The organism is Dolichospermum sp. UHCC 0259 (assembly GCF_009711935.1).
Lineage (GTDB): Bacteria > Cyanobacteriota > Cyanobacteriia > Cyanobacteriales > Nostocaceae > Dolichospermum.
The window spans coordinates 1-22,582 of the sequence record NZ_VIKX01000017.1 but is presented as its reverse complement, the minus strand read 5'-3'; the positions used below and the strand labels follow the sequence as shown (position 1 = coordinate 22,582).

24 protein-coding genes, 1 tRNA gene and 1 pseudogene are annotated in these 22,582 nt (G+C 39.3%); 16 read left to right on the top strand and 10 right to left on the bottom strand.

What is annotated here, in order from left to right; translation table 11 throughout:
• Positions 1 to 164 precede the first annotated feature (164 nt).
• A complete protein-coding gene (locus FJR05_RS02065; protein WP_168642578.1) occupies positions 165 to 1,103 on the bottom strand; it encodes a LysR family transcriptional regulator in 939 nt (312 codons plus the stop codon).
• A gap of 1,210 nt (positions 1,104 to 2,313) precedes the next feature.
• Between FJR05_RS02065 and FJR05_RS02060 the strand changes: the two genes are divergently transcribed.
• The 3 genes from FJR05_RS02060 (at position 2,314) to FJR05_RS02050 (ending at position 4,596) form a co-directional block, all read left to right on the top strand.
• The gene (locus tag FJR05_RS02060) at positions 2,314 to 3,744 is read left to right on the top strand and encodes a form I ribulose bisphosphate carboxylase large subunit (RefSeq protein ID WP_027403993.1); all 1,431 of its coding nucleotides are present in this window, start codon (positions 2,314 to 2,316) and stop codon (positions 3,742 to 3,744) included.
• A 69-nt stretch (positions 3,745 to 3,813) separates the two neighbouring features.
• Positions 3,814 to 4,221: a chaperonin family protein RbcX gene (locus tag FJR05_RS02055; RefSeq protein WP_168642577.1), complete on the top strand. Its 408-nt coding sequence runs from the start codon at positions 3,814 to 3,816 to the stop codon at positions 4,219 to 4,221.
• Between the two features lie 45 nt (positions 4,222 to 4,266).
• The gene (locus FJR05_RS02050) at positions 4,267 to 4,596 is read left to right on the top strand and encodes a ribulose bisphosphate carboxylase small subunit (RefSeq protein ID WP_039200136.1); all 330 of its coding nucleotides are present in this window, start codon (positions 4,267 to 4,269) and stop codon (positions 4,594 to 4,596) included.
• A gap of 903 nt (positions 4,597 to 5,499) precedes the next feature.
• Here FJR05_RS02050 and FJR05_RS02045 read toward each other — a convergent pair.
• The 3 genes from FJR05_RS02045 to FJR05_RS02035 all read right to left on the bottom strand — a co-directional run bounded on the left by FJR05_RS02045 (position 5,500) and on the right by FJR05_RS02035 (position 9,186).
• Positions 5,500 to 7,065: a bifunctional serine/threonine-protein kinase/formylglycine-generating enzyme family protein gene (locus tag FJR05_RS02045; RefSeq protein ID WP_168642576.1), complete on the bottom strand. Its 1,566-nt coding sequence runs from the start codon at positions 7,063 to 7,065 to the stop codon at positions 5,500 to 5,502.
• A 190-nt stretch (positions 7,066 to 7,255) separates the two neighbouring features.
• On the bottom strand, positions 7,256 to 8,614 hold the full coding sequence (locus FJR05_RS02040) for a DUF3370 domain-containing protein (RefSeq protein WP_168642575.1): 1,359 nt from the start codon (positions 8,612 to 8,614) through the stop codon (positions 7,256 to 7,258).
• A 38-nt stretch (positions 8,615 to 8,652) separates the two neighbouring features.
• Entirely contained in the window at positions 8,653 to 9,186 is a 534-nt protein-coding gene (locus FJR05_RS02035) for a peptidase C15 (RefSeq protein ID WP_168642574.1), read from the bottom strand.
• A gap of 66 nt (positions 9,187 to 9,252) precedes the next feature.
• Between FJR05_RS02035 and hisH the strand changes: the two genes are divergently transcribed.
• Complete coding sequence (hisH, locus tag FJR05_RS02030) at positions 9,253 to 9,888, top strand: imidazole glycerol phosphate synthase subunit HisH (protein ID WP_168642573.1); 636 nt, start codon at positions 9,253 to 9,255, stop codon at positions 9,886 to 9,888.
• A 65-nt stretch (positions 9,889 to 9,953) separates the two neighbouring features.
• Positions 9,954 to 10,505: a 16S rRNA (guanine(966)-N(2))-methyltransferase RsmD gene (gene rsmD / locus FJR05_RS02025; RefSeq protein WP_168642572.1), complete on the top strand. Its 552-nt coding sequence runs from the start codon at positions 9,954 to 9,956 to the stop codon at positions 10,503 to 10,505.
• A gap of 38 nt (positions 10,506 to 10,543) precedes the next feature.
• On the opposite strand, the gene FJR05_RS27530 is transcribed toward rsmD, so the two are convergent.
• Both FJR05_RS27530 and petG read right to left on the bottom strand, forming a co-directional pair.
• The gene (locus FJR05_RS27530; RefSeq protein WP_256376164.1) at positions 10,544 to 10,678 is read right to left on the bottom strand and encodes a hypothetical protein; all 135 of its coding nucleotides are present in this window, start codon (positions 10,676 to 10,678) and stop codon (positions 10,544 to 10,546) included.
• Positions 10,679 to 10,680: 2 nt separating this feature from the next.
• Positions 10,681 to 10,794 carry a cytochrome b6-f complex subunit V gene (gene petG / locus FJR05_RS27115; protein ID WP_168502678.1) on the bottom strand — a complete coding sequence of 38 codons (114 nt, stop codon included), beginning with the start codon at positions 10,792 to 10,794 and terminating at the stop codon, positions 10,681 to 10,683.
• Positions 10,795 to 11,433: 639 nt separating this feature from the next.
• On the opposite strand from petG, the gene FJR05_RS02015 reads away from it, so the two are divergent.
• From FJR05_RS02015 to FJR05_RS01965, 11 genes are all read left to right on the top strand, one after another.
• Positions 11,434 to 11,808, top strand: a complete 375-nt coding sequence (locus FJR05_RS02015; RefSeq protein WP_168642579.1) for a cytochrome c — start codon at positions 11,434 to 11,436, stop codon at positions 11,806 to 11,808.
• A 228-nt stretch (positions 11,809 to 12,036) separates the two neighbouring features.
• Positions 12,037 to 12,573, top strand: a complete 537-nt coding sequence (locus FJR05_RS02010) for a cytochrome C (protein ID WP_168642571.1) — start codon at positions 12,037 to 12,039, stop codon at positions 12,571 to 12,573.
• Positions 12,574 to 12,755: 182 nt separating this feature from the next.
• Positions 12,756 to 15,536 carry a preprotein translocase subunit SecA gene (gene secA / locus FJR05_RS02005; protein ID WP_168642570.1) on the top strand — a complete coding sequence of 927 codons (2,781 nt, stop codon included), beginning with the start codon at positions 12,756 to 12,758 and terminating at the stop codon, positions 15,534 to 15,536.
• Between the two features lie 116 nt (positions 15,537 to 15,652).
• The gene (locus tag FJR05_RS02000; RefSeq protein ID WP_168642569.1) at positions 15,653 to 15,985 is read left to right on the top strand and encodes a low molecular weight protein tyrosine phosphatase family protein; all 333 of its coding nucleotides are present in this window, start codon (positions 15,653 to 15,655) and stop codon (positions 15,983 to 15,985) included.
• 149 nt (positions 15,986 to 16,134) lie between these two features.
• Positions 16,135 to 16,386, top strand: a complete 252-nt coding sequence (locus tag FJR05_RS01995) for a UPF0175 family protein (protein WP_168642568.1) — start codon at positions 16,135 to 16,137, stop codon at positions 16,384 to 16,386.
• 5 nt (positions 16,387 to 16,391) lie between these two features.
• Positions 16,392 to 16,877: a DUF3368 domain-containing protein gene (locus tag FJR05_RS27815; RefSeq protein WP_168642567.1), complete on the top strand. Its 486-nt coding sequence runs from the start codon at positions 16,392 to 16,394 to the stop codon at positions 16,875 to 16,877.
• Between the two features lie 139 nt (positions 16,878 to 17,016).
• Positions 17,017 to 17,685 (top strand): hypothetical protein, encoded by a 669-nt coding sequence (locus FJR05_RS01985; RefSeq protein ID WP_168642566.1) that lies wholly within the window; start codon positions 17,017 to 17,019, stop codon positions 17,683 to 17,685.
• 76 nt (positions 17,686 to 17,761) lie between these two features.
• On the top strand, positions 17,762 to 18,415 hold the full coding sequence (locus tag FJR05_RS01980) for a hypothetical protein (protein WP_168642565.1): 654 nt from the start codon (positions 17,762 to 17,764) through the stop codon (positions 18,413 to 18,415).
• A 29-nt stretch (positions 18,416 to 18,444) separates the two neighbouring features.
• Positions 18,445 to 18,912, top strand: a complete 468-nt coding sequence (locus FJR05_RS01975; RefSeq protein WP_168642564.1) for a hypothetical protein — start codon at positions 18,445 to 18,447, stop codon at positions 18,910 to 18,912.
• 144 nt (positions 18,913 to 19,056) lie between these two features.
• A complete protein-coding gene (locus FJR05_RS01970; RefSeq protein ID WP_168642563.1) occupies positions 19,057 to 19,284 on the top strand; it encodes a hypothetical protein in 228 nt (75 codons plus the stop codon).
• A gap of 18 nt (positions 19,285 to 19,302) precedes the next feature.
• The gene (locus FJR05_RS01965) at positions 19,303 to 20,073 is read left to right on the top strand and encodes an RNA methyltransferase (protein ID WP_168642562.1); all 771 of its coding nucleotides are present in this window, start codon (positions 19,303 to 19,305) and stop codon (positions 20,071 to 20,073) included.
• An 87-nt stretch (positions 20,074 to 20,160) separates the two neighbouring features.
• Here the strand turns inward: FJR05_RS01965 and FJR05_RS01960 are convergent.
• From FJR05_RS01960 to FJR05_RS01945, 4 genes and pseudogenes are all read right to left on the bottom strand, one after another.
• Positions 20,161 to 20,231: transfer RNA gene (locus FJR05_RS01960), tRNA-Gly, on the bottom strand.
• A 50-nt stretch (positions 20,232 to 20,281) separates the two neighbouring features.
• Positions 20,282 to 20,797, bottom strand: coding sequence for a hypothetical protein (locus FJR05_RS27810; protein ID WP_168642561.1), 516 nt, complete (start codon positions 20,795 to 20,797; stop codon positions 20,282 to 20,284).
• Positions 20,798 to 20,835: 38 nt separating this feature from the next.
• Entirely contained in the window at positions 20,836 to 21,078 is a 243-nt protein-coding gene (locus tag FJR05_RS27805; RefSeq protein WP_168642560.1) for a pentapeptide repeat-containing protein, read from the bottom strand.
• Positions 21,079 to 21,729: 651 nt separating this feature from the next.
• A pseudogene (locus FJR05_RS01945) lies at positions 21,730 to 22,527 on the bottom strand (adenylate/guanylate cyclase domain-containing protein); the annotation flags it as partial.
• Positions 22,528 to 22,582: the final 55 nt, after the last annotated feature.

The window sequence follows — 22,582 nt, the reverse complement described above, 5'->3', positions numbered from 1 at the left end:
TTTATTTTTTTCAAAATGAGAATTGCTGGGGTTTATCACTGCCAGTTGACTCCAATACTTAATGATGCTATTGATTAATCTTTAATGATTACCTGTACTTACGTCAAGCCATTGATAACTTTGAGATACATAGCCAACTGATTATGTATCTGTACTGACTTGATCTAAGGATTGGTTTCTACTGTATGATCTAATATTAAACCACCTTGCTCAGTAATTTTTTTCGCCGCCTCTAAAAGATACTGGTAATAAGTATGAGCAATAATAGATAACTGCTTACCAGCGGGATAAACCATATACCAAGTACGTTTAATTGGGAAATGTTGCACATCTAAAATGCTAAATTCCGCAACGTCTGTGAGTAAAGTATGACGGGATAATACGGAAATACCTAGACCACCAGCGATCGCCTGTTTAATCGCTTCATTACTCCCCAACTCTAACTTCACCTTCACCTTGATATCATGTTCCTCAAACAGACTTTGGACAGCACTGCGAGTTCCTGAACCCGGTTCTCTCATAATAAACGCTTCTTCCCCCAAACGTTCAATCGGAATATTTTTTTCCTTCGCTAAGGGATGATTCGCCGGTGCAAGAACTATCAAAGGGTTTTCGAGAAATGGCTGGAAATTGACATCAAAGTGTTCAGGAATTTGACTCATAATATACAAGTCATCCAAATTACCCATCATCCGATCTAAAATCAGTTCATGATTTGTGACTTGCAGAGAAATATCAATCCCAGGGTAAAGCTGACAAAAAGGACCTAACAATCTGGGAATAATATACTTAGCAGTCGTAATTACCGCCAGTCTTAACTGTCCTTGCTTTAATCCCTTCAAATCCGCAATAGTCATTTGAAACTTATCCATAGTTTCAAAAATTTGCCGACAAGTAGCAAATAATTCTCGTCCCGCTTCCGTCAAATATAAACGCTTTCCTACCTGCTCAAATAATGGCAAACCTACTGATTTCGTCAACTGTTTGATTTGCATAGATATGGTAGGTTGAGTCAAAAACAACTCTTCCGCAGCGCGTGTAAAACTACCATGTCGGGCAGCAGCCTCGAACACCTTCAACTGGTGTAACGTCGCTTGGTTCAAGCTTATTCTCCTCTGATAACAATTTGTAGATATAACTTTAGTATCACCCAACACTAAAGATTTTTTAAGTGTTATTTATACAAAGTTCTGAACCTTAGTATACAGAAAAATGGATCTTCAGAGTTTATGGAAAAAGCCTGTAGGATTACGAGGGAAAAGGGTCAGAATCACGGATTAGACGGATTGCACTGATTTCACGGATTTTATTAACTCTTATCATAGCCAACAACCTAATCCGTGCCATCTTTTAATCCGTATAATCCGCGATTCTGACTTTTGAGCTTTCACAAAGCGTGCCGGAGGCATATCCCAGATTCGTTAAGAAATTAGGACTTACGCACTGTACAAACTTGCCATGATATGAATGAACGAAATTGCGTCGTTTTCGGCTTTGGGAATAACCTATTGAGTAGGGTGTGGTTCGGCAAGCTCACCAACCACGTCAGATAGAGGAAATCTGTTTTTTTGTCAAAATATCGTGTCTGACGCACCATACAAGGGATAAAATTCACTTTACATATTTGGAGAATCTTGTCAATGCGTAAATCCTAGAAATGTAAGCGTTTAAATGTCATGAAACCTTAAAATGCGAATTGCTGTGAAATATGCGACTTTGTAAACAAATCTTCACAAACTGTTAAATCTTTCTGTAATAACAAATTCAAATATATCAGTTAAGAAAATTTGCAAAATAACTTATTGAATTATTGATATATTGTGGGGTAAGCTACAAATTCTGTGATGTGCAACTTCTTCTTTTCTTGCTCATCCCCTGACTAGACCTGTCTAAAAGTGAAAAAGCTTCATGATCAATCTTTACCAGTATTAAGTAAAGACATCAGAAAAAAAAGAAAGTTGCAGCAAACCAGCCTCGGATCTGGAATGTGGCTTTCAGGCAAAATTTCACAGGCGGCTAATCAAGCCAGTTTAGTAGGGTATGTAAACTCAAGATGAAAAGATTTTGTATTCCGGGGACGAAAAATAACAGCGTTACATAAATGTACGTCTGAAACATGGTAAAAAATTTGTTGCAGTAGCAATTACCGCAACCTAATTTGTGCAGCAGTAATACTGTGACCATAGATCAGTATCGCCCCTAAATATAAGCAAAACTTATAATTTCATTAAGAATGAATTAAGAGTAAGAATGGGAAGAAGTGGCACATAACGTGATTTGATAGTAAAAAGAAAGACTTCTTGGAAGAAAAATATGTCTTACGCGCAAACTAAGACTCAGGCTAAGTCTGGGTACCAAGCTGGGGTTAAAGATTACAGACTAACTTATTACACACCTGATTACACTCCTAAAGATACAGATTTATTAGCAGCTTTCCGGATGACTCCCCAACCCGGAGTTCCCCCTGAAGAAGCTGGTGCGGCAGTAGCTGCTGAGTCCTCCACAGGTACTTGGACAACAGTTTGGACAGACTTGCTGACCGACCTAGATCGCTACAAAGGTCGTTGTTACGATATCGAACCAGTTCCCGGCGAAGATAACCAATATATTTGTTATGTTGCTTATCCTTTGGACTTGTTTGAAGAAGGTTCTATCACCAACGTACTCACCTCTATCGTAGGTAACGTATTTGGTTTTAAAGCTTTACGGGCATTACGTTTGGAAGACATTCGTTTCCCTGTAGCTTACATCAAGACTTTCCAAGGACCTCCTCACGGTATCCAAGTAGAGCGCGACAAATTGAACAAATACGGTCGTCCTCTGTTGGGTTGTACAATCAAACCCAAATTAGGTCTTTCCGCTAAGAACTACGGACGCGCAGTTTACGAATGTTTACGTGGTGGTTTGGACTTCACCAAAGACGACGAAAACATCAACTCTGCTCCTTTCCAAAGATGGCGCGATCGCTTCTTGTTTGTATCTGAAGCTATCAACAAAGCACAAGCAGAAACCGGCGAAATCAAAGGTCACTACCTGAACGTTACCGCTCCTACCTGCGAACAAATGATCCAACGGGCTGAGTACGCTAAAGAACTCAAACAGCCCATCATCATGCACGATTACCTGACCGCAGGTTTCACCGCTAACACCACATTGTCTCGCTGGTGTCGTGACAACGGTATTCTGTTGCACATCCACAGAGCTATGCACGCTGTAATTGACCGTCAAAAAAATCACGGTATCCACTTCCGTGTATTAGCTAAAGCCCTCCGCTTGTCTGGTGGTGATCACATTCACACCGGTACAGTTGTTGGTAAGTTAGAAGGTGAACGTGGAATCACAATGGGCTTCGTTGACCTATTGCGTGAAAACTACATCGAACAAGACAAGTCTCGTGGTATTTACTTTACCCAAGACTGGGCTTCTTTACCCGGTGTAATGGCAGTTGCCTCCGGTGGTATCCACGTATGGCATATGCCCGCGTTGGTAGAAATCTTCGGTGACGACTCCGTACTCCAATTCGGTGGTGGTACACTCGGACATCCTTGGGGTAACGCTCCTGGTGCTACAGCTAACCGCGTAGCTCTAGAAGCAGTTGTTCAAGCTCGTAACGAAGGTCGTAACTTGGCTCGTGAAGGTAACGATATTATCCGCGAAGCTGCTAAGTGGTCTCCTGAGTTGGCTGTTGCTTGCGAACTGTGGAAAGAAATTAAGTTCGAGTTTGAAGCAATGGATACCGTCTGATAATTGAGGATTTGGGATTTTGGATTCATAAACAATCCAAAATCTAAAATCTAAAGGGCTGGGTCAAGCATGGATTTAAAGCAAATTGCGAAAGACACAGCCAAAACTCTCCAAAGCTACCTGACTTATCAGGCTCTGAGGACTGTATTGGCACAGCTAGGCGAAACAAATCCTCCTCTAGCACATTGGTTGCAAAACTTCTCCGCTGGCAAAATCCAAGACGGAGAAGCATATATTGAGGAACTGTTTCTAGTCAAGTCAGATTTGGCATTACGGATTATGACTGTCAGGGAACACATAGCGGCGGAAGTGACAGAGTTTTTACCAGAAATGGTGATAACCGGCATTCAGCAAGCCAACATGGAACAGCGTCGCCAGCATCTCGAACGCATTACGCAACTAAGTTTATCAAGTCCCAGCCTAGAAATTGAAAGACAGACAATATCTGATTCTGATTTAGATAATTTATCTAATTAGTCAGTCAACCAAGTAATAAAAAATCTCCCCCACTTATCAAAAACTATGCAAACTTTACCTAAAGAGCGTCGTTACGAAACCCTTTCTTACCTTCCCCCTCTATCTGACGCGCAAATTGCCAAGCAAGTTCAGTACATTATTTCACAAGGTTTTATTCCTGCAATTGAATTCAACGAAACTTCTGAACCTACAGAACTTTATTGGACAATGTGGAAGTTGCCTTTGTTCGGTGCTAAAACTGCTCAAGAAGTATTGAGTGAAGTTCAAAGTTGCCGTTCTCAGTATGGTAACTGCTACGTCCGTGTTGTTGGTTTTGACAACATTAAGCAGTGTCAAGTTATGAGCTTCCTTGTTCACAAACCCAGCAGATACTAAGAGCTAATTAGCTAATAGTAATTTGATGAATTAAAAAGAGAGGTAGAGTTTTCTATCTCTCTTTTTTTAGGAATTTTGCTAATTTATCAGCCCGTAATAAGTCATTAATTGTCTGAATCAGGATGTCCAGGATTTGAGGATTTTCAGGATTTTTTATCAATATTTATCTGACATTATTTGGGATTTTTGAAGATGAGTTTTTTCTTGATTCTGAACATCCTTAATTGTCTGAATCAGGATGTCCAGGATTTGAGGATTTTCAGGATTTTTTATCAATATTAGGATTTACGCATTGACAAGATTCTCCAAATATGTAACGTGAATTTTATCCCTTGTAGGGTGCGTCAGACACGATATTTTGATAAAAAAACAGATTTCCTCTATCTGACGTGGTTGGTGAGCTTGCCGAACCACACCCTACTCAATAGGTTATTCCCAAAGCCGAAAACGACGCAATTTCGTTCATTCATATCATGGCAAGTTTGTACAGTGCGTAAGTCCTAAATATTTATCTGACATTATTTGGGATTTTTCAAGATGTGTTTTTTCTTGATTCTGAATATCCTTAATTGTCTGAATCAGGATGTCCAGGATTCGAGGATTTTCAGGATTTTTTATCAATATTTATCTGACATTATTTGGGATTCTAAAGTTAGTTTTTCCTTCATCCTGTAAATCCTAAAATCCTGGTTATCATCTCGACTTCGCTCGATAACCACCTGATTCAGACAATCATGAATATCCTAAAATCCTGATTCAGACACTTGACATTTCCTGGCTTTGAATGTTAGGATGACGATATTAGCGAAATTCGGCTAAAAAATATTTGATCGCCTGACGGCGAGGGGCTAAGAAGGGAAAAGGAAAGAAGGGCAGAGGGCAAAAGAGCAAGAGTATAAAGGGCTACAGAGTCCTGGGGGGAGAAATAGCCAGACGAAAACCTAGGTTGTAGTTCCTGTAGTCGCGCCTATTCCCGTCAAGATCAGCAGAGCGACAGTACCCCGGATTGAGGCGCCACGAACCACCACGCAGCATATTTATATCGCTTCGACTATTCCAAGCACCGCCATCTGTAGGCGCGTTTATATAATTGTTATTCCAGTCATCTTCACACCACTCCCATACATTTCCGTGCATATCAAACAAACCAAAAGCATTAGCAGGAAACTTACCGACATTTGTAGTTCCTTGATAATGACGCTCAAAATTTGCCAAGTCTTTAGTGATACTGTCACCGAAATAATATTGAGTTGTGGTTTTGGCTCTACAGGCATATTCCCATTCGGCTTCGCTGGGCAAGCGATATAATTTACCTGTAGCCTTACTTATTCTAGCACAAAACTCCTGTGCGTCAATCCATGAAACTTGTTCAACAGGACGATTTGCACCCTGAAAATGTGAAGGTTTGGGGTTTAAATCAATATTCACCTTTGGTAAAACTGCTACCCTTTCCCATTGGGCTTGAGTGACAGGGTATTTCCCTAAATAAAAAGGGGGAACTGTAACTTCATGTTGGGGTTTTTCATCATCATCTCCTTCTCCTGACGGTGAACCCATGAGGAATTTTCCCCCAGAAATAGCTACCATTTCTAAAAATACGCCATTGCTGAGATTTTCTGTAAATCCTGTTGGTGATAGTGGGGAAATTAAACCTAATAATTGCCGAAATTCTCCCATAGTTTGAGGACGGTCTGCTATTTCCAATTCCATCCCTTTCATAATCGCATCATTTACCCTCTTACTAATGCGAGAATTATAATATTGTGGTGGTGGTAATTCCACTGGACCCAACTTGCGAACAAAAGAAGCATGAATATATTCATCTTTGTGATTTAATCCATCAACAGTTAATAAATAATATAAAGTTGCAGCTAAAGCATAAACATCTGTAAAAAACCCTAAAGTTCCCATTCCATACTGTTCTATGGGTGCATAACCATCAGTTCTGCCATCCCTGGTAGTCATTTTATCCAGTTTACAAGCCAAACCAAAATCAATTAAAGCTGTTTCTTTTTTCCCGCGCCGTAAAACAATATTTTGGGGTTTAATATCTCGATGAATCATCCCATCTTGTTGGTGAATATATTCTAAAGCTTGTCCGATTTGATCAATATATAAAAGGGCATCATTTTCTGACAGTTGCCCATTTTGTTCCACATATTCATGCAAATCTACACCATCAATATATTCCATCACCATTCCCCAAAGTCCATCTTCCTGAATCATTTTATGAACTTTGACAACATGAGGATGAGAAAAAGCGCGAAGATTAAAAGCCTCGTTCACAAATCTTTCCTGTTGCTTAGGAAAATCCTTAGCCCTTTGTCGCTTTCCGTTCAAGGTTTTGATAGCGACTATTTCTCCGGTACTTGTTTCTTTGGCGCTGTAGGTAATCCCAAAACCACCTTCACCTAAAACTTTTTGAATAATATATTTTCCATCGCTAATAGATTGATTGGGTATCCACATAGTAAATGCAATAATAAATATTTTTCTATCGGTTCAATAAGTATGGGAAGCCCTCTACTTTTTACACAAATCTAGTTTTTGCGTTATGCTCTATATTAGATTATAGCATTTATCACGCTTGATGCTATGTAATGGAGGGCGCAGGAGGGCGCAGGAGGGCGCAGGCCCTGCGCCCCTACGATTGTTTTAATTATTTAGTTTGGGTTGAAACGGTTATAACTTGCGGGGGTGAAGCATCTGGTGGATAGAGAAAGTCTACTTGGACTAAAGAGGTGTTTCCTGGTTTTATGTCTAATGAAACTAAGGCTTCTCCTGGTTCACCACGCTTTTGAACTAAATGTACAAATTTATTTTGCCATTTTCCCTGGTCTTGATAACGTAAGCGGACTGTTCCTCGGAAGAATACTTGACGGGCTGGTAATTTAAAAAAGCGAAGTCCAGGTTTGCTTAATTGGTTTTCTTTGATGGGAGTTTGGATCGCAACTCTTACAGTTTGTTCTTTTTGGGTATTGTTGTATAAAGGTAACTTGAGACTATATTGAGTCCCATAGTTACCATGAGCGTAATAAGCGGTGTCAGGATAGCGCACTAACATGGGTGCGGTTTGAATTTGATTTGTTCCGAAAGTTCCCCCATGTAAGGTGCTTAAACCGTAGGAAAAGGCTGCACCAGGTTGAGGAATGGTTAAATACTTGCTTTTTGGGGCATCTACTATATCTGCTAACCATCGAGAACCTTTGGATATTCCCGCTACACGCCCGTAAATTGCCGGTTTGTTGTTTCCGGTGATAGGTGTGGGGACTTTATCTCTAGGGGTGGATAATTCACCATTATCTAATAAATCTTGCCATTCTGATAAATTGGGTGATCGCTCACTACCGTCAGTATTTGTGCGGGCAAACATCGCCAAACTAGCGGCATAAACATTACCATTACTTCGCAGTCGCAGATATGTAGACCGACCATTTAAAGGAGGTGTTAATCCTTGCACGGGAATGGGTAAGTTTAATAACATTTGGCTTGCCCCTGGAGGAATGACAATTTTTGAGGGAAAAATATCTTGTCTTTTTCCTCTCAAAATATCAGACATGGCTCGACTTCCAGGCCCGGCAAAAACTGTTCCTAAGTCGTTGGGAATTAAAGATGCTAATTCTTTAAATGGGGCATCTGGTTGACTTAAATAACTCGCACCTTGCAATATATTGACTGTCACTGGTTGAGAACCAGGATTATGTAAGATGATGCCTAAATATAAAGAACGTAAATCTTCCGGTGGGTCTGCTTTGGCAATATGATGGGCAAAAACATCAAATTGTCCGCGCAAGGGAAAATCTAAATGGGCTGATGGGACTTTTTTTCCCGTTGCTGGAAATGTAGAAAGTAAAATTCCTTCTTTTAATACCAGTTCTGGACTATTGCTATTAAATACCGGCACTGAATCCAATTGTCCTGGCAAAGGACGGACTGATTGTATTTGTAATATTTCTTCTGGTGGTGGTGTGGCAGGAGTAGCTTGAGCGAGAGTGAAAGCAAGTAATACTGGCAACATAATACTGAGTAAATTTTTTTTAACAGACGGAAATATTTCTAAAGAAGTGCCAAGTTATTCATGATCAAAATAAAATCAGCGATTATCTCTAGGGAATTTTCTGGATTTAAAATTGGGACATGAACAAAAATACACTTAATTGACAGTTGAGACTGGTGTAAATAGTCCAAGATTGAATAATAAAGTCCCTCGCAGACAAACTTACCACAGTCGTAGCTAATCTCAACTGCTGCTGTTTCGACTAATAATTTTTCGAGATCAACGCTGGTTTGGAAAATATTTTCGGGGGAATTTATAGAGATGCTTGTACTCCTGGCAAGGACTTCTACGCTTAATTGGGAACGAGTTTCCGCCATGCCACAACAAATAATGTAGTCTGGTTGGAGTTCATTAATTTTGGCAATGACGCGAGAACTTGCCAGTTGCACATCTACAGGTAAACGATGCACAAAATTTAAATCATGGGAGAGTGAAGCCATTTTGGCTAGTCCGAGTAACAAGTCATCGGAGGAATTTGACTTTTGTTGGCTTAACCAAATGTCAAAAGAAGTTAATAGTATTTTTTTTTGCATTATAAATAATAATTAGAATTAGAATAATTAAAAGCCCTCCCTCATAAATTTACAAGGAGCAGCTAAATGGCAGTGATTGCAGTTGTTGATTACGACATGGGAAATTTGCACTCTGTTTGCAAAGGATTAGAAAAAGCTGGTGCGACTCCTCTGGTTACTTATTGTTCTCAAGAGTTGGCAAAGGCAGATGCTATAGTTTTGCCAGGGGTGGGAGCATTTGATCCGGCAGTACAACATTTGCGATCGCGTGGTTTGGAACAACCGATTAAGGATGCGATCGCTTCTGGCAAACCGTTCTTGGGTATTTGTTTGGGATTACAAATTCTGTTTGAATCCAGCGCCGAAGGAACGTTACCAGGACTAGGAATTGTGCCGGGAAAAGTCCGCCGTTTTCGTTCTGAACCGGGGATGACGATTCCCCACATGGGTTGGAATCAACTCCAACTCAACCAACCAAAAAGTCTTTTGTGGGAACATTTGCCTATCGATCCTTGGGTTTATTTTGTCCATTCTTACTATGTTGAACCGACAAATCCCCAAGTTCGCGCTGCAACTGTGACTCATGGTGATCAAAGTTTTACAGCAGCGATCGCTCATGATAATCTTATGGCTGTCCAATTCCATCCTGAAAAATCATCAAATGTCGGATTGCAAATTCTCTCTAATTTTGTGGCTCAAGTCCGTGAAAAAGTTTTTGCTTAACAAAAGTTTGTAATATTTTCAGGTGTTTATTTTCTCAAAGTTGAAGATTTAATGATCAATAAGTAATGAGTCTAAGAATTTACGGGAATCGTCTGCTTAAAACTTTACCAGGTGAACATACCAGACCTACCAGTGCGCGAGTCCGCGAAGCATTGTTTAATATTTGGCAGGGGACAATAGTTGGTTGTCGCTGGTTAGATTTGTGCGCCGGTAGTGGTTCTATGGGTGCAGAGGCTTTATGCAGAGAAGCCAGCGTCGTAATTGGCATTGAAGAATCAAGTCAAGCCTGTGCCATTATTCAAGAAAATTGGCAACAGGTAGCCAAACCAGAACAGAAATTTCAGTTATTACGGGGAAACGTTACCCAACAGTTAAAAAAATTATCAGGTCAAAAATTTGACAGAATATATTTTGACCCACCTTATACTAGCGGATTATATGAACCAGTATTACAAGCGATCGCTCAATATCAGCTTTTAGATTCCCAGGGAGAAATAGCAGTCGAACATCGTTACAAAAATTGGCAACCAGCAAACATTGACAACTGGGAAATCTGCCGTCAAAAAAGCTATGGGAAAACCGCTTTGACATTTTATCAGGAAGAGGGAATTAGTTAGTTGTCAGTTGTCAGTGGTCAGTGGTTAGTGGTTAGTGGTTAGTGGTCATTGGGAAAATTCTTTCCCCCTACTTCCCCTACTTCCCCTACTTCCCCTACTTCCTGCCCCCTGACTCCTGACTCCTGACTCCTGACTCCTGACTCCTGACTCCTGACTCCTGACTCCTCAATCAATATCAGCCGCCCAATTCAGTAGGACGCTTATATTGTTTATAAGCAGCGTAAAATAAACCGCTTAAAGTTACAAAAACTAAACCAAGCACAATACCTGATAGTAAGGGTTCAACCACTGTAAAGCTCCTTGTTGCAATTATTGAAAAATTCGATTCTTGTTTTTCATTCTACCAAATTTGGCATTAATCCCGCGTTATATAGTAGCTTTAAATATAAATACTAGATAAAAATTATCATTTGTACTTGCGAACACCATCAAGAAATTTTAAGCTATGTGTAGGAAGTCAGTAACCCAGCCCTAAAAGGACTGAGCTTGCAAGAGTAATCAAGCAAGCTGTGCTGACCAGACCACCCTGAGCTTAGTCTCATGGTAGCCGTTATTTGAGTCACGACACCCCGGAATGCGTAGCTAGTTCCCTGCTCTGTCATTTGCAATTAAACAGTTTTAAGGTCACTGAAACAGTGTTGCAAGTCTAAAAAGCTCTTATAACTGGTCAAAGCTAACATTACCCCAGAAATGAGAGGCTCTTGAGAGCAAAACATTATGCGTACAGAGTTGGAAAATTTGAATCGGTAATTGTCCCGTTGAAAGTACATCACAAAAGTACCCCGAATTTCCCAACTCCAAGGCGGTAATGAAAAAATATTCAAAGCGGTTAAAAGCCCGTGTCGCTTTCCTCTCAGGGCTAAAGCCTCTGAGTTTCCCACTTACCGGGTATTCTTATGAAAACTTGCACATCGTCAAAGCAAACCTTTTGGATAACCAGCTAATCAAACCCGAAGCCCTCATTCAACAGATCGTTATCTTCATCGTAGCGATACTGATAGCCCTCCCATTAATCCTATTTGGGATGGAAATCGTCAAAGCCTCCGATCCTTATGTTAAAAGTGTTTTAGCCCATCAAGGCAACCTAGTCCAGGGAAAAGCTATTTTCCAAATCAACTGTGCTGGTTGTCATGGTTTAGATGCAACCGGACTAGTTGGCCCCAGTTTACGTGAGATATCCAAATATAAATCTCGCTATGGACTAATACATCAAGTAACTAGCGGTGAAACTCCCCCCATGCCCAAATTCCAGCCCAGTATCCAAGAAATGGCAGACCTGTTAAGCTACTTACAAAGCTTGTAAATTTTGGGGCATGATTAGAGTCAGGAGTCAGGAGCGATGCCCTGAGCTTGTCGAAGGGTCAGGAGAAAGAAAGAAGGAGAAAGAAGGAGAAAGAAGGAGAAAGAAAGAAAAAGGAGTAAAATTCTGGAGATTGCTATATTTTGGATGTCCAGACCTTTGATTAAAAGTCTTTATAAGATTTTTCATATAAGAAACCATTTCTCAACGCAAAAGTAAATTGAGAACTTTATGCCAAATTTAGCAAAAAGCAAATCCCACCGCCGACTAAAACGCCAACTACTTATCGTCATGCTGGTGATTTTTGCTTGGAGTGTGGCTATGGGCTGGATATTGGGATTTGCCACCAGCGCTCACGGTGCAAATCCTGTAGACTCAATTGGGACTGTTGATGTCGTACCAGCACAATATCAACCAGGACAAGAACTGTATTTAGAAAATTGCTCATCTTGTCACATCGCATTACCACCTGCTGTATTTCCTAGTCAAACTTGGAAAAATCTTTTACAAGACTCCCAGCACTATGGCGCACAAATTAAGCCCTTAGATAAGTTTTCACATCTTTTAGTATCAAAATATCTTTACACCTTTTCCCGTGTAAAACTACAAGAGGAAGCAACACCCTATCGTCTCAAGGACTCTCGTTATTTTAAAGCTTTACATCCTGGTGTCAAATTACCCCAACCTGTAACTATGAGTGGTTGTGTGAGTTGTCATATTGGGGCTGATAAGTATAATTTCCGCAGCCTTAGTCCAGAATGGGAGTAGAGGTAGGGGGAGTGGGGGGAGTGGAGGGAGTGGAGGAAGTGGAGGGAGTGGAGGAAAAATAACAACTGACCAATGACCAATGACCAGTGACCAATGACCACTGACCAGTGACATTCAAAGTCTATAATTATATAGCTAAAGCTTAAATCTCTATTTCCCTTGATTTGATTCTATAAACTGCCATGCTAAAACTTTTGTTGGGCGATCCCAACGCTCGTAAACTTAAAAAATACCAACCTTACATTACAGAAATTAACCTCTTAGAGGAAGATATTAAGCCGCTGTCTGATGAACAGTTAAAAGCTAAAACCGTCGAGTTTAAACAACGGTTGGCTAAAGGCGAAACTCTAGATGATATTTTACCAGAAGCCTTTGCTGTGGTTCGGGAATCGGGGCGGCGGGTTTTAGGATTACGTCACTTTGATGTGCAATTGCAGGGTGGGATAATTCTGCATACTGGACAAATTGCCGAAATGAAAACCGGTGAGGGAAAAACTTTGGTAGCGACTTTACCAAGTTATTTAAATGCCCTGACTGGTAAAGGTGTCCATGTTATTACTGTGAATGATTACCTGGCACGTCGGGACGCGGAATGGATGGGTCAGGTACACCGGTTCTTGGGGTTGAGTGTGGGGCTAATTCAGTCCACTATGACCCCCGCTGAACGCCAAAAAAACTATGCTTGTGATATTACCTATGTCACCAACAGTGAAATTGGCTTTGATTATCTTCGGGATAATATGGCTACTTCAATGGCTGAGGTGGTGCAACGTCCATTTAATTTCTGTGTAATTGACGAAGTAGACTCGATTTTAGTTGATGAGGCGCGGACTCCATTAATTATTTCTGGTCAGGTGGAAAGACCGACGGAAAAATACCTGCAAGCGGCGGAAATTGCTTTTACTCTCAAAAAAGATGAACATTACGAAGTTAATGAAAAGGATCGTAACGTTCTCTTGACAGATGAGGGTTTTGCTGAATCGGAAAATCAGTTGGGTGTGACAGATTTATTTGACCCAGAAGACCCTTGGGCGCATTTTATGTTTAATGCGATTAAAGCCAAGGAATTGTTTCTTAAGGATGTAAATTATATTGTCCGCAATGATGAAGTTGTGATTGTGGATGAGTTTACAGGTCGGGTACTACCTGGACGGCGTTGGAGTGATGGTTTGCATCAGGCAATTGAAGCGAAGGAACACGTGGAAATTCAGCCAGAAACCCAAACTTTGGCGACTATTACCTATCAAAATTTGTTTTTGCTGTATCCCAAGTTGGGGGGAATGACGGGAACGGCGAAAACGGAAGAGGTGGAATTTGAAAAGATTTATAAACGAGAAGTGACGATTATTCCCACTAATCGGATTAGAAGACGGGAAGACTTGTCTGATATGGTGTTTAAGACTGAACCAGGGAAGTGGGGAGCGATCGCTAAAGAATGTGCCGAAATGCACGAAAATGGTAGACCTGTGTTAGTAGGGACAACCAGTGTCGAAAAATCCGAACTTCTCAGCCGACTCCTCAAGGAAATGGATATTCCCCATGAGTTGCTGAACGCTAGACCAGAAAATGTGGAACGGGAAGCGGAAATTATTGCCCAAGCTGGACGCGGTGGGGCTGTAACTATTGCTACTAACATGGCGGGACGGGGTACGGATATTATCCTGGGTGGTAACTCCGAATATATGGCGCGGTTGAAACTGCGGGAATACTTTATGCCTCGCATTGTTAGCCCTGAAGATGATGAATTTGGTGTCCAAAGGGCTTCGGGTTTACCTATGGGTGGTAGCGGTGGTGGACAAGGTTTTGTTCCTGGTAAAAAGGTAAAAACTTGGCGTGCTTCTCCAGAAATTTTCCCAACTAACTTAACCAAGGAAACAGAACAGCTTTTAAAAGCGGCTGTAGAGGTGGCTGTAAAGGCTTACGGTGAACGGAGTTTATCGGAGTTGGAAGCAGAAGATAAGGTGGCTGTGGCGGCGGAAAAAGCCCCGACAGATGATGTGGTAATTCAGAAGTTGCGGGAAGCCTATCAACAGGTTAAACATGAATATGAAGAGTTTACTGTCCGCGAACATGATCAAGTGGTAGAACGGGGTGGTTTGCACGTTATTGGTACAGAACGCCACGAATCACGACGGATTGATAATCAATTACGCGGACGCGCAGGAAGACAGGGCGACCCTGGGACAACAAGATTTTTCCTCAGTTTAGAGGATAACCTATTACGAATCTTTGGGGGCGATCGCGTTGCCGGCTTGATGAATGCGTTTCAAGTCGAAGAAGATATGCCTATTGAGTCGGGTATGTTAACCCGCAGCTTAGAGGGCGCACAGAAAAAGGTGGAAACCTATTACTACGACATCCGTAAACAGGTGTTTGAGTATGACGAGGTAATGAATAACCAACGTCGGGCTATTTATGCGGAACGTCGTCGAGTCTTGGAAGGTCAAGATTTGAAGGAACAGGTGATTAAATACGCAGAAAAAACGATGGACGACATCGTTGATTATTACATCAACCCTGATTTACCTTCGGAAGAATGGGAATTGGATAAGTTGGTGGATAAGGTGAAGGAGTTTGTTTACCTTTTAGCAGATATGCAGTCTGTCCAGTTGGAGGATATGGGTGTGGTGGAAATTAAGGCTTTCCTCCATGAACAAGCGCGTATTGCTTATGATATGAAGGAATCGCAAATTGACCAAATTCAACCGGGTTTAATGCGTCAAGCGGAACGGTTCTTTATTCTCCAACGCATAGATACTTTGTGGCGGGAGCATTTGCAACAAATGGATGCTTTGCGTGAGTCGGTTGGCTTGCGTGGTTATGGACAAAAGGACCCGCTGATTGAGTATAAGAGTGAGGGTTATGAGTTGTTCTTGGATATGATGGTGAATATCCGCCGTGATGTGGTTTATTCTCTGTTTATGTTCCAGCCTCAAGCACAGCAAACTGCTGAGATGGTTTAAGAGGTTTTTTTCTCGCAGAGACGCGGAGGCACGGAGGGTGTTTTCTGCGTCTTTGTTTTATGTGAATGAAAGGCTCACGCAAAGGCGCAAAGGCGCAAAGGAAGAAAGATATATAAATGAAGAAGCTATTATTCCTCTGTAGCCAAAATAGACTCCGCAGCCCTACTGCTGAAGCTGTATTCTCTGAATATCCAGGACTAGAAGTAGACTCCGCAGGTTTAGACAGAACGGCCGAAATCCCAGTTTCTACAGAAGCGATCGCCTGGGCTGATATAATATTTGTTATGGAAAAATCCCATAAAAGTAAGCTATCGCATAATTTTCAGCCTTTTCTCAAGGGTAAAAGGGTGATCTGTTTAGACATTCCTGATGAGTATGAATATATGGAACCGGCTTTAATTGAGTTGTTAAAGCAGAAGGTTTTACCATTATTGGGAACATTTAGTTGAGTGATCACTTTTATAATTATTCTGCGAACATTTCAGCTAGGATATCCAGAATTGTTTTTTGTTATTCTGCACTAATTTGATATTACAACGAGATAGGTAAACAGGTATTTGAGTATAATGAAGTAATGAATAACTAACGTCGTTCTATAATGAGTGAATTTGCGAGTTCGATTAATTTACAATTATCACCTGATTCTTTAAGTCAGGGTGAGTCGGTTATTCGTCAGGAATTAGCTTTACAGTTATACGCACAGAATATTTTTACTTTTGGTCAAGCACGACGTTTGGCTAATTTATCTGTTTGGGAATTTCAGCAGCTTTTAGGAGAAAGGAAAATTGAACGACATTATAATGAAGTTGATTTATTGGAAGATGTCAAGACTATTCAAGAAGGTTTTTAATAATTGTGACTGTTATTTGTAATGCTACACCTCTAATTAACTTTGCTGCTATCAATCGTCTAGATATTTTGAAGGAGGTATTTGGACAAGTTATAATTCCCCAAGCTGTTTATGATGAAACAACAGTTTCAGGATTTTTGTGGTCACAATTTATTTTACAAGCTGTTGCTTCTGAATGGCTACAAGTTCGCACTGTCTCAAATATAGATCCAATTATTTCCCCATATCTAGATGATGGAGAACGAGAAGCTATTGCTTTAGCTCTTGAAACGGGTGTAGATAAAATTTTGTTAGATGAACGGGACGCTCGTAAAGTAGCTCAAAGTATAGGATTACGATTAATTGGTACTCTTGGTATTCTTTTATTAGCTAAGGAGAAACATATTATTCCTGAAATCAAACCGTTACTGGATGCGATGATTGATGTGGCTCAATATTGGGTAAATCAAAAGCTGTATGAACAAGTTTTAAGGCAAGCAGGAGAGTTATGAAATGATAGGATATGAGATGGTTTAAGAGTTTTTTCACGCAAAAACGCAGAGAGGTTTATTGGATTCTTTGTTTTTATGGTTATACACCACTACTTAAGATATAATTAGACACAATTAATAGACATTTTCAGGGATTTATATGGAGTATAGCTATCAAACCAAAAAGGGTAAACTGTTTGACATTATTGTACAATCACCAGAAATGGAGATTAAGAGAAAATTATTGGCATTGCAAGCTAGTTTCCGTGTTTTTGATGGTAATTATCATGAATTGATTCAATATCTAGAATATCCTCATGAGAAAAGCGAAAATCAAGAAGTTTTGATTGATGAAACCTCAAGACTACTGCATAATTTCCTAGCATCTGCTGGCTCATTAGTCGAGCATACTAGAGTAATTGTTAAGAAACTATACTCGGATATGCATCAATTTAGGAAAGAATATGACTTGAAAAAGAGTGAAGAATTAGTAAAGAATAATGTACAAAACTTTATTAAAAATTTACGTAACTATACTCTGCATGAAACGTTGCCTATACTAGAGTTACAAAACTCTTTTTCAGAAAATTTACTATTAAATATCCAAATAGATGTAAAGATGGTTAAAGAATCAGAACACTGGCAATCCTGGGAAGATTCGCAATATTATTTAAATAAACTTGGAGACAGTACAAAATTGATTGATTTAGTCAAAAAATATTATGAAGTGATAATAGTTTTTTATACATGGCTTACCGAAAGACAACATGATGATATTCATAAAGCAGATTTAGAAAAGCTTCAAGAAATGAAAAAAGGAATTATGTAAAAAAATCAATATATCAACTTAATCTGAAAAACTTATCTTCTGGAATTTGACAATTATAATTAAGAGAGGAATTATAATGGATTACACGAATAAAAACGAATTGTATAAACGTTTTGATTTTATACAACAATCAAAAGAAACAGACAGTTATCGAAACTTAAAGGCATTGCAAGCAAGTTATCGTGTATTGTATGGTAATTATATTGTATTAACAAAATATCTAGAACCCCTCCAAGATCCAAAAGAGTCTTTAAAAATGTACACTTTGTACGAAAAAAATAACATAGAAAATTTGATTAATGAAACATCAAGGCTATTCCATAATTTTGTTGCATCTACAGAATCACTACTTGATCATATAGATAAAATGATTGACAAACTCTACTCCCAGTTTAGCAATGTGGATGATGAAAAAAAAGAAGAATATATAAAAATAAGAAGTGAGTCAATCAGTAAGTTTGTCAGAGATTTACGTGACTATACTCTACATTATACTTTACCTATAAAAGAATTACAAATTTCTTTATTCTCTTCATCAAAAGATACAGACTTTAGCATGAAAATAGATATTGAATATCTTAAAAAATCGAAGAAATGGAAGAAAAAGTTTAACCATTATTTACAGGAACGTGAAAGTTTGTTAGTTATAGATTTAGTTAATGACTATTTTATGCTGATACAAAATTTTTATGACTGGCTGACTACTAAACTAATCAGCCAAGTAACATAATAAGATTTAGAAAAGGTTGTAAAAAAATCATGACAGAAAAGAAAAGAACTGATTTTAATTATCGCCAACTTGAAAACAACTTGATATATATTTCAGAGTCAATTATTCAGGCTTATAAATCTAATAAATGCGAGTTAACAGTTTGCCATGAATATGATGAAAATGATGCTTCATTAAGGGTGTATATCGTAGATGCTAACTTAGAAAAATCTTTTATTGAGCTAGGAGTTTACTTCAAATGGCCAAATGATAACTACATAATTCGTATCTGGGATAAAAGTATTACTCCAACAGACAAAGATAAGAAAATTTGGAACGAGAAAGAACCATGTCCAGGTCATTTAGCTTGGCAATATGAAAATGAAGATTTATCAGAGGAAGGATTTTCAGATTTTGATTCAGGTTTGCACAAACTTATTTACGAGTACGTCAAGAAAATTCAAGATTTTTATTTATCATCTGGTGGTGTAAGTCCTGAAATTAAGAATCTACTTTAGTAGAATTGTTAGATTATAAACTATATTATAATAAAGTTATTCAGTCAAGAGGTCTGACTTTTCAGATCGTGGTAGCAAGGTCTACCCTTGACTGACTTTGATTTTCCAATAACATAGTATTTAACAATGCTAGGAAAAAATATTATGACTACATCTATTGCTGACCAAGTTATTGAACAATTAAAAATTATGCCTCAAGACTTGCAATATCAAGTCCTAGAATTTGCCCGCAATTTGACAAGTTCAAAAATCAAAGGTGTTCCCGGTAAACAATTACTGCATTTTGCAGGTTCAATACCCAAAGAAGACTTACAACTAATGAGTGAAGCAATAAAACAAGATTGTAAGCAGGTTGACACAGATGAATTATAAATATTTGCTCGATAAATTATGACCGAAAATATTAATATAAAAACCAGTTACAACAACGTAATTATCATCTTAGTAGAACCAGCCGGACCATTGAATGTCGGTTCAGTGGCCAGAGTTATGAAAAATTTTGGCTTATCTAAACTAATATTAGTCAATCCTCAATGCGATCGCACATCAGAAGATGCCTTAAAAATGGCAGTTCATGGTAAAGACATTCTAGAATCTGCAATCATAGTAGACACATTACCACAAGCCTTACAGGGCAGTGTCCGTGCCGTTGCTACTATGGGAAGGGAATACAGTGGAGAACTCCCCCTAGAAACCCCTCGCACCGCTTTACCCTGGTTATTAGCAGAAGTAGAAAAGCCTGTAGCTTTAATTTTTGGTAGAGAAGATAGAGGATTAACTAATGAAGAATTAAATTATGCCCACAAATTAGTTTTTATTCCTACCAATTCCGAATATCCATCTTTGAATTTAGCTACAGCGGTTTCTATTTGTTGTTATGAATTATCACAATCTACTAACTTATTTACAGATCAGAATATACCCAATTCAGAAATTGCCTCGTTAGATGCTATGGAAGGATACTATCAACAATTGGAGTCTTTATTGCTTTCCATTGGTTATATTTATCCCCATACCGCAGCTAGTCGCATGGAAAGATTCCGCCACCTGTATAATCGTGCTTACCTACAAACTGCGGAAGTGGGAATGTTACGAGGGATTTTACGGCAGGCACAATGGGCAATTAATCGGCAAAAACCTGAAAAACGTGATCCTATCTAGGGACTTCCAAAAAGCAAAATAATTAATAGTAATTATCCTCACTCCAATAGTAATTAACTTTGGAGTACATAGTTATCGAGGCGAGAAAGCGGGTGGCGGGAATCGAACCCGCATGATCAGCTTGGAAGGCTGGAGTTTTACCACTAAACTACACCCGCGTGCTTCTGACTTAATTAAGATAACATGACTTTTATAAAATTGCAAGTAGTTATGGAGAATTTATCGGTTTAATTTTGAGACGAATATATAAATTGCTTAAATCTGGTTTTGATCCGTCTTGATTATAAGCACCCAAAAAAGTTTCTTGTGCAAATATTTGGTTAAGTGCTTGTTCATAAGTATCTACTTGGCTACGAAGTGCGTCTGGTTCAATTGTTATGACTATTGCTTGCTGAAATTGTCCATTTTTATCAATTACTAAACTAGCGAGTATATTTGCTGGTTTGATATCTTCGTCGCTGGGAAGTATACTAACCTCTAATTCTTTTTCTGTACTTCCTTTGTATTCAGCCAGTACATCTGGTAAAGCATCGGCTATGAGTTGTTTTTGTTGTATTAATTCATTAACTTCTGCTTTGAGTATCGGACTGACGGTAGCTATAGCACCCCCTCTATTGCTGCTTGGGGACGGTTCTGGGTTAGGATTTGCGGAAGGTTCTGCTGTAGGGGTTGGGGAATCAGTGGGAATGTCTTGGGGAAGGAGAGTTCCCTCACCTAGTTTCACTTCTTGACGACGATTCCAGGGAAGTTCACTGTCTGGAATTATTGGTGTTGTTTCTGGTGTTGCTTCTGGTATTGGGTTTGTGGGATAGAATTGTTGTCTAACTCGTGGTTTTTCAGGTTCAGGTTTTTCAGGTTCAGGTTTTTCAGGTTCAGATTTTCTAACTTCAGGTTTTTCAGGTTCAGGTTTTTCAGGTTCAGATTTTTTAACTTCAGGTTTTCTAACTTCAGGTTTTTCAGGTTCAGATTTTCTAACTTCAGGTTTTCTAACTTCGGTTTTTTCAACTTCAGGCTGTTGAGTTTTATCTTGTTGTGGTAAATTAATTTTAGAAATTATTTCACCATCATTTTGATTGCTGGGTATAATAGGTGATGATTTTGGTGAAGGGGAAAAAGAAGATTGAGGTTGAATTTTTGGAGTTGTTGATTGGGGTTTAATTGTGGATTTTGGTTCGGAAGCAATTTCCATAAAATCAATGGGAATCGAACTTTGATCAGATTGGGGAAACCAAGCTTGAAATTCATTAGATGAACGCATTAACCAAAATACTAACAAATGAAGAGATATAGAACCAATACATACAACAGTCCATAACCAAGGTGAATCATTATGTCTTCTGAATGGTTGAGATGTAATTGAACTGTCATTTAAATGATTATTTGTCAACGTTGGTATCATGTTAATTCAAAACTTGAATATTCTTAAAGAGGAGTTGGGGAAGTATGACTTTTGCTATTAGAATTTTATTTTCGTAAATCTCTGGACGTTTTGGGCGCAGGCCCTGCGCCCCTACGGAAATGCTGTATTCTTCTTTTCCACAACCTGATACCAAATATAGGGGTATGTACAGAATCTACAGTAAAAGCCTTATGGTAGGAGACTCTTAACTCATGACTCTTAACTCCTGACTCCTGACTCCTGACTCCTGCTATAAATTATTTCATAGGTTCTGATGTCACCATGAAAGTCAGGACTGTTTCATCTATACCTTTTAATTCTAAGGGACTACCTTTGGTGATTTCTGCTTCTTGTAAATAATCTGCTACGGCGGCAGATACTAGGATAGTACCAGGAACAGCAGCGGCTTGTAAGCGGGCGGCTATATTCACGCTTGGTCCGATGGCTGTATAGTCGGCCCGTTGGGCGCTACCGAACATTCCGACGACGGCTGTACCTTGGTGAATACCACAGCGAAATTGTACGCCTTGACGACCATCTGTTTCAAAGATACCTTGCGATCGCCAACGTTGATTCAATTCTACCAGTGAACGTTGCATGGCTCTAGCTGTGTTAATGGCGCGTCTCACCTGTTCATTAGGCGTGAGGTCGTCTGGCGCTCCATATAAAGATAAGATAGCATCTCCCATAAATTTATCCACTGTGCCGCCATTGTCAAATACAACTTTAGTCATAGTTTCTAAATATTCATTCAATATTTCGGCGACTTTTCGGGATCTGAGGGTGTTAGATAATTGGGTAAAACCGACAATGTCACTAAATAAAACTGTCACTAACCGGGGTTCTGGTTGTAAGTCTAGTGTTAAAGTTCCCGTAGCTGCTTTTCTGACTAATGCAGTGGGTAAAAATCGTTTGAGTACGGATTCTGTAAGATAAGAATTTAATTCCAAGATGCGTTTTTCATTTTCCTTTAAAGCTAGAAGATTCCGGGCTTCTGCGAGAAGTTCCCGATCATTAAAAGGTTTGGATAAATAAGCATCTGCACCCTCTTCTGTGTAGTTTTTCACTCTCCCCCCACTTTCGAGAGTTTATAGGGTAGGTAGAAGTAGG

What these genes read in the sequence shown, in the direction of transcription:
- FJR05_RS02060 (WP_027403993.1), top strand. Translation starts at nt 2,314, where the DNA reads ATGTCTTACGCGCAAACTAAGACTCAGGCTAAGTCTGGGTACCAAGCT.
- FJR05_RS02055 (WP_168642577.1), top strand. Translation starts at nt 3,814, where the DNA reads ATGGATTTAAAGCAAATTGCGAAAGACACAGCCAAAACTCTCCAAAGC.
- FJR05_RS02050 (WP_039200136.1), top strand. Translation starts at nt 4,267, where the DNA reads ATGCAAACTTTACCTAAAGAGCGTCGTTACGAAACCCTTTCTTACCTT.
- FJR05_RS02045 (WP_168642576.1), bottom strand. Translation starts at nt 7,065, where the DNA reads ATGTGGATACCCAATCAATCTATTAGCGATGGAAAATATATTATTCAA.
- FJR05_RS02040 (WP_168642575.1), bottom strand. Translation starts at nt 8,614, where the DNA reads ATGTTGCCAGTATTACTTGCTTTCACTCTCGCTCAAGCTACTCCTGCC.
- FJR05_RS02035 (WP_168642574.1), bottom strand. Translation starts at nt 9,186, where the DNA reads ATGCAAAAAAAAATACTATTAACTTCTTTTGACATTTGGTTAAGCCAA.
- hisH (WP_168642573.1), top strand. Translation starts at nt 9,253, where the DNA reads ATGGCAGTGATTGCAGTTGTTGATTACGACATGGGAAATTTGCACTCT.
- rsmD (WP_168642572.1), top strand. Translation starts at nt 9,954, where the DNA reads ATGAGTCTAAGAATTTACGGGAATCGTCTGCTTAAAACTTTACCAGGT.
- FJR05_RS02010 (WP_168642571.1), top strand. Translation starts at nt 12,037, where the DNA reads ATGCCAAATTTAGCAAAAAGCAAATCCCACCGCCGACTAAAACGCCAA.
- secA (WP_168642570.1), top strand. Translation starts at nt 12,756, where the DNA reads ATGCTAAAACTTTTGTTGGGCGATCCCAACGCTCGTAAACTTAAAAAA.
- FJR05_RS02000 (WP_168642569.1), top strand. Translation starts at nt 15,653, where the DNA reads ATGAAGAAGCTATTATTCCTCTGTAGCCAAAATAGACTCCGCAGCCCT.
- FJR05_RS01995 (WP_168642568.1), top strand. Translation starts at nt 16,135, where the DNA reads ATGAGTGAATTTGCGAGTTCGATTAATTTACAATTATCACCTGATTCT.
- FJR05_RS01985 (WP_168642566.1), top strand. Translation starts at nt 17,017, where the DNA reads ATGGAGTATAGCTATCAAACCAAAAAGGGTAAACTGTTTGACATTATT.
- FJR05_RS01980 (WP_168642565.1), top strand. Translation starts at nt 17,762, where the DNA reads ATGGATTACACGAATAAAAACGAATTGTATAAACGTTTTGATTTTATA.
- FJR05_RS01975 (WP_168642564.1), top strand. Translation starts at nt 18,445, where the DNA reads ATGACAGAAAAGAAAAGAACTGATTTTAATTATCGCCAACTTGAAAAC.
- FJR05_RS01970 (WP_168642563.1), top strand. Translation starts at nt 19,057, where the DNA reads ATGACTACATCTATTGCTGACCAAGTTATTGAACAATTAAAAATTATG.
- FJR05_RS01965 (WP_168642562.1), top strand. Translation starts at nt 19,303, where the DNA reads ATGACCGAAAATATTAATATAAAAACCAGTTACAACAACGTAATTATC.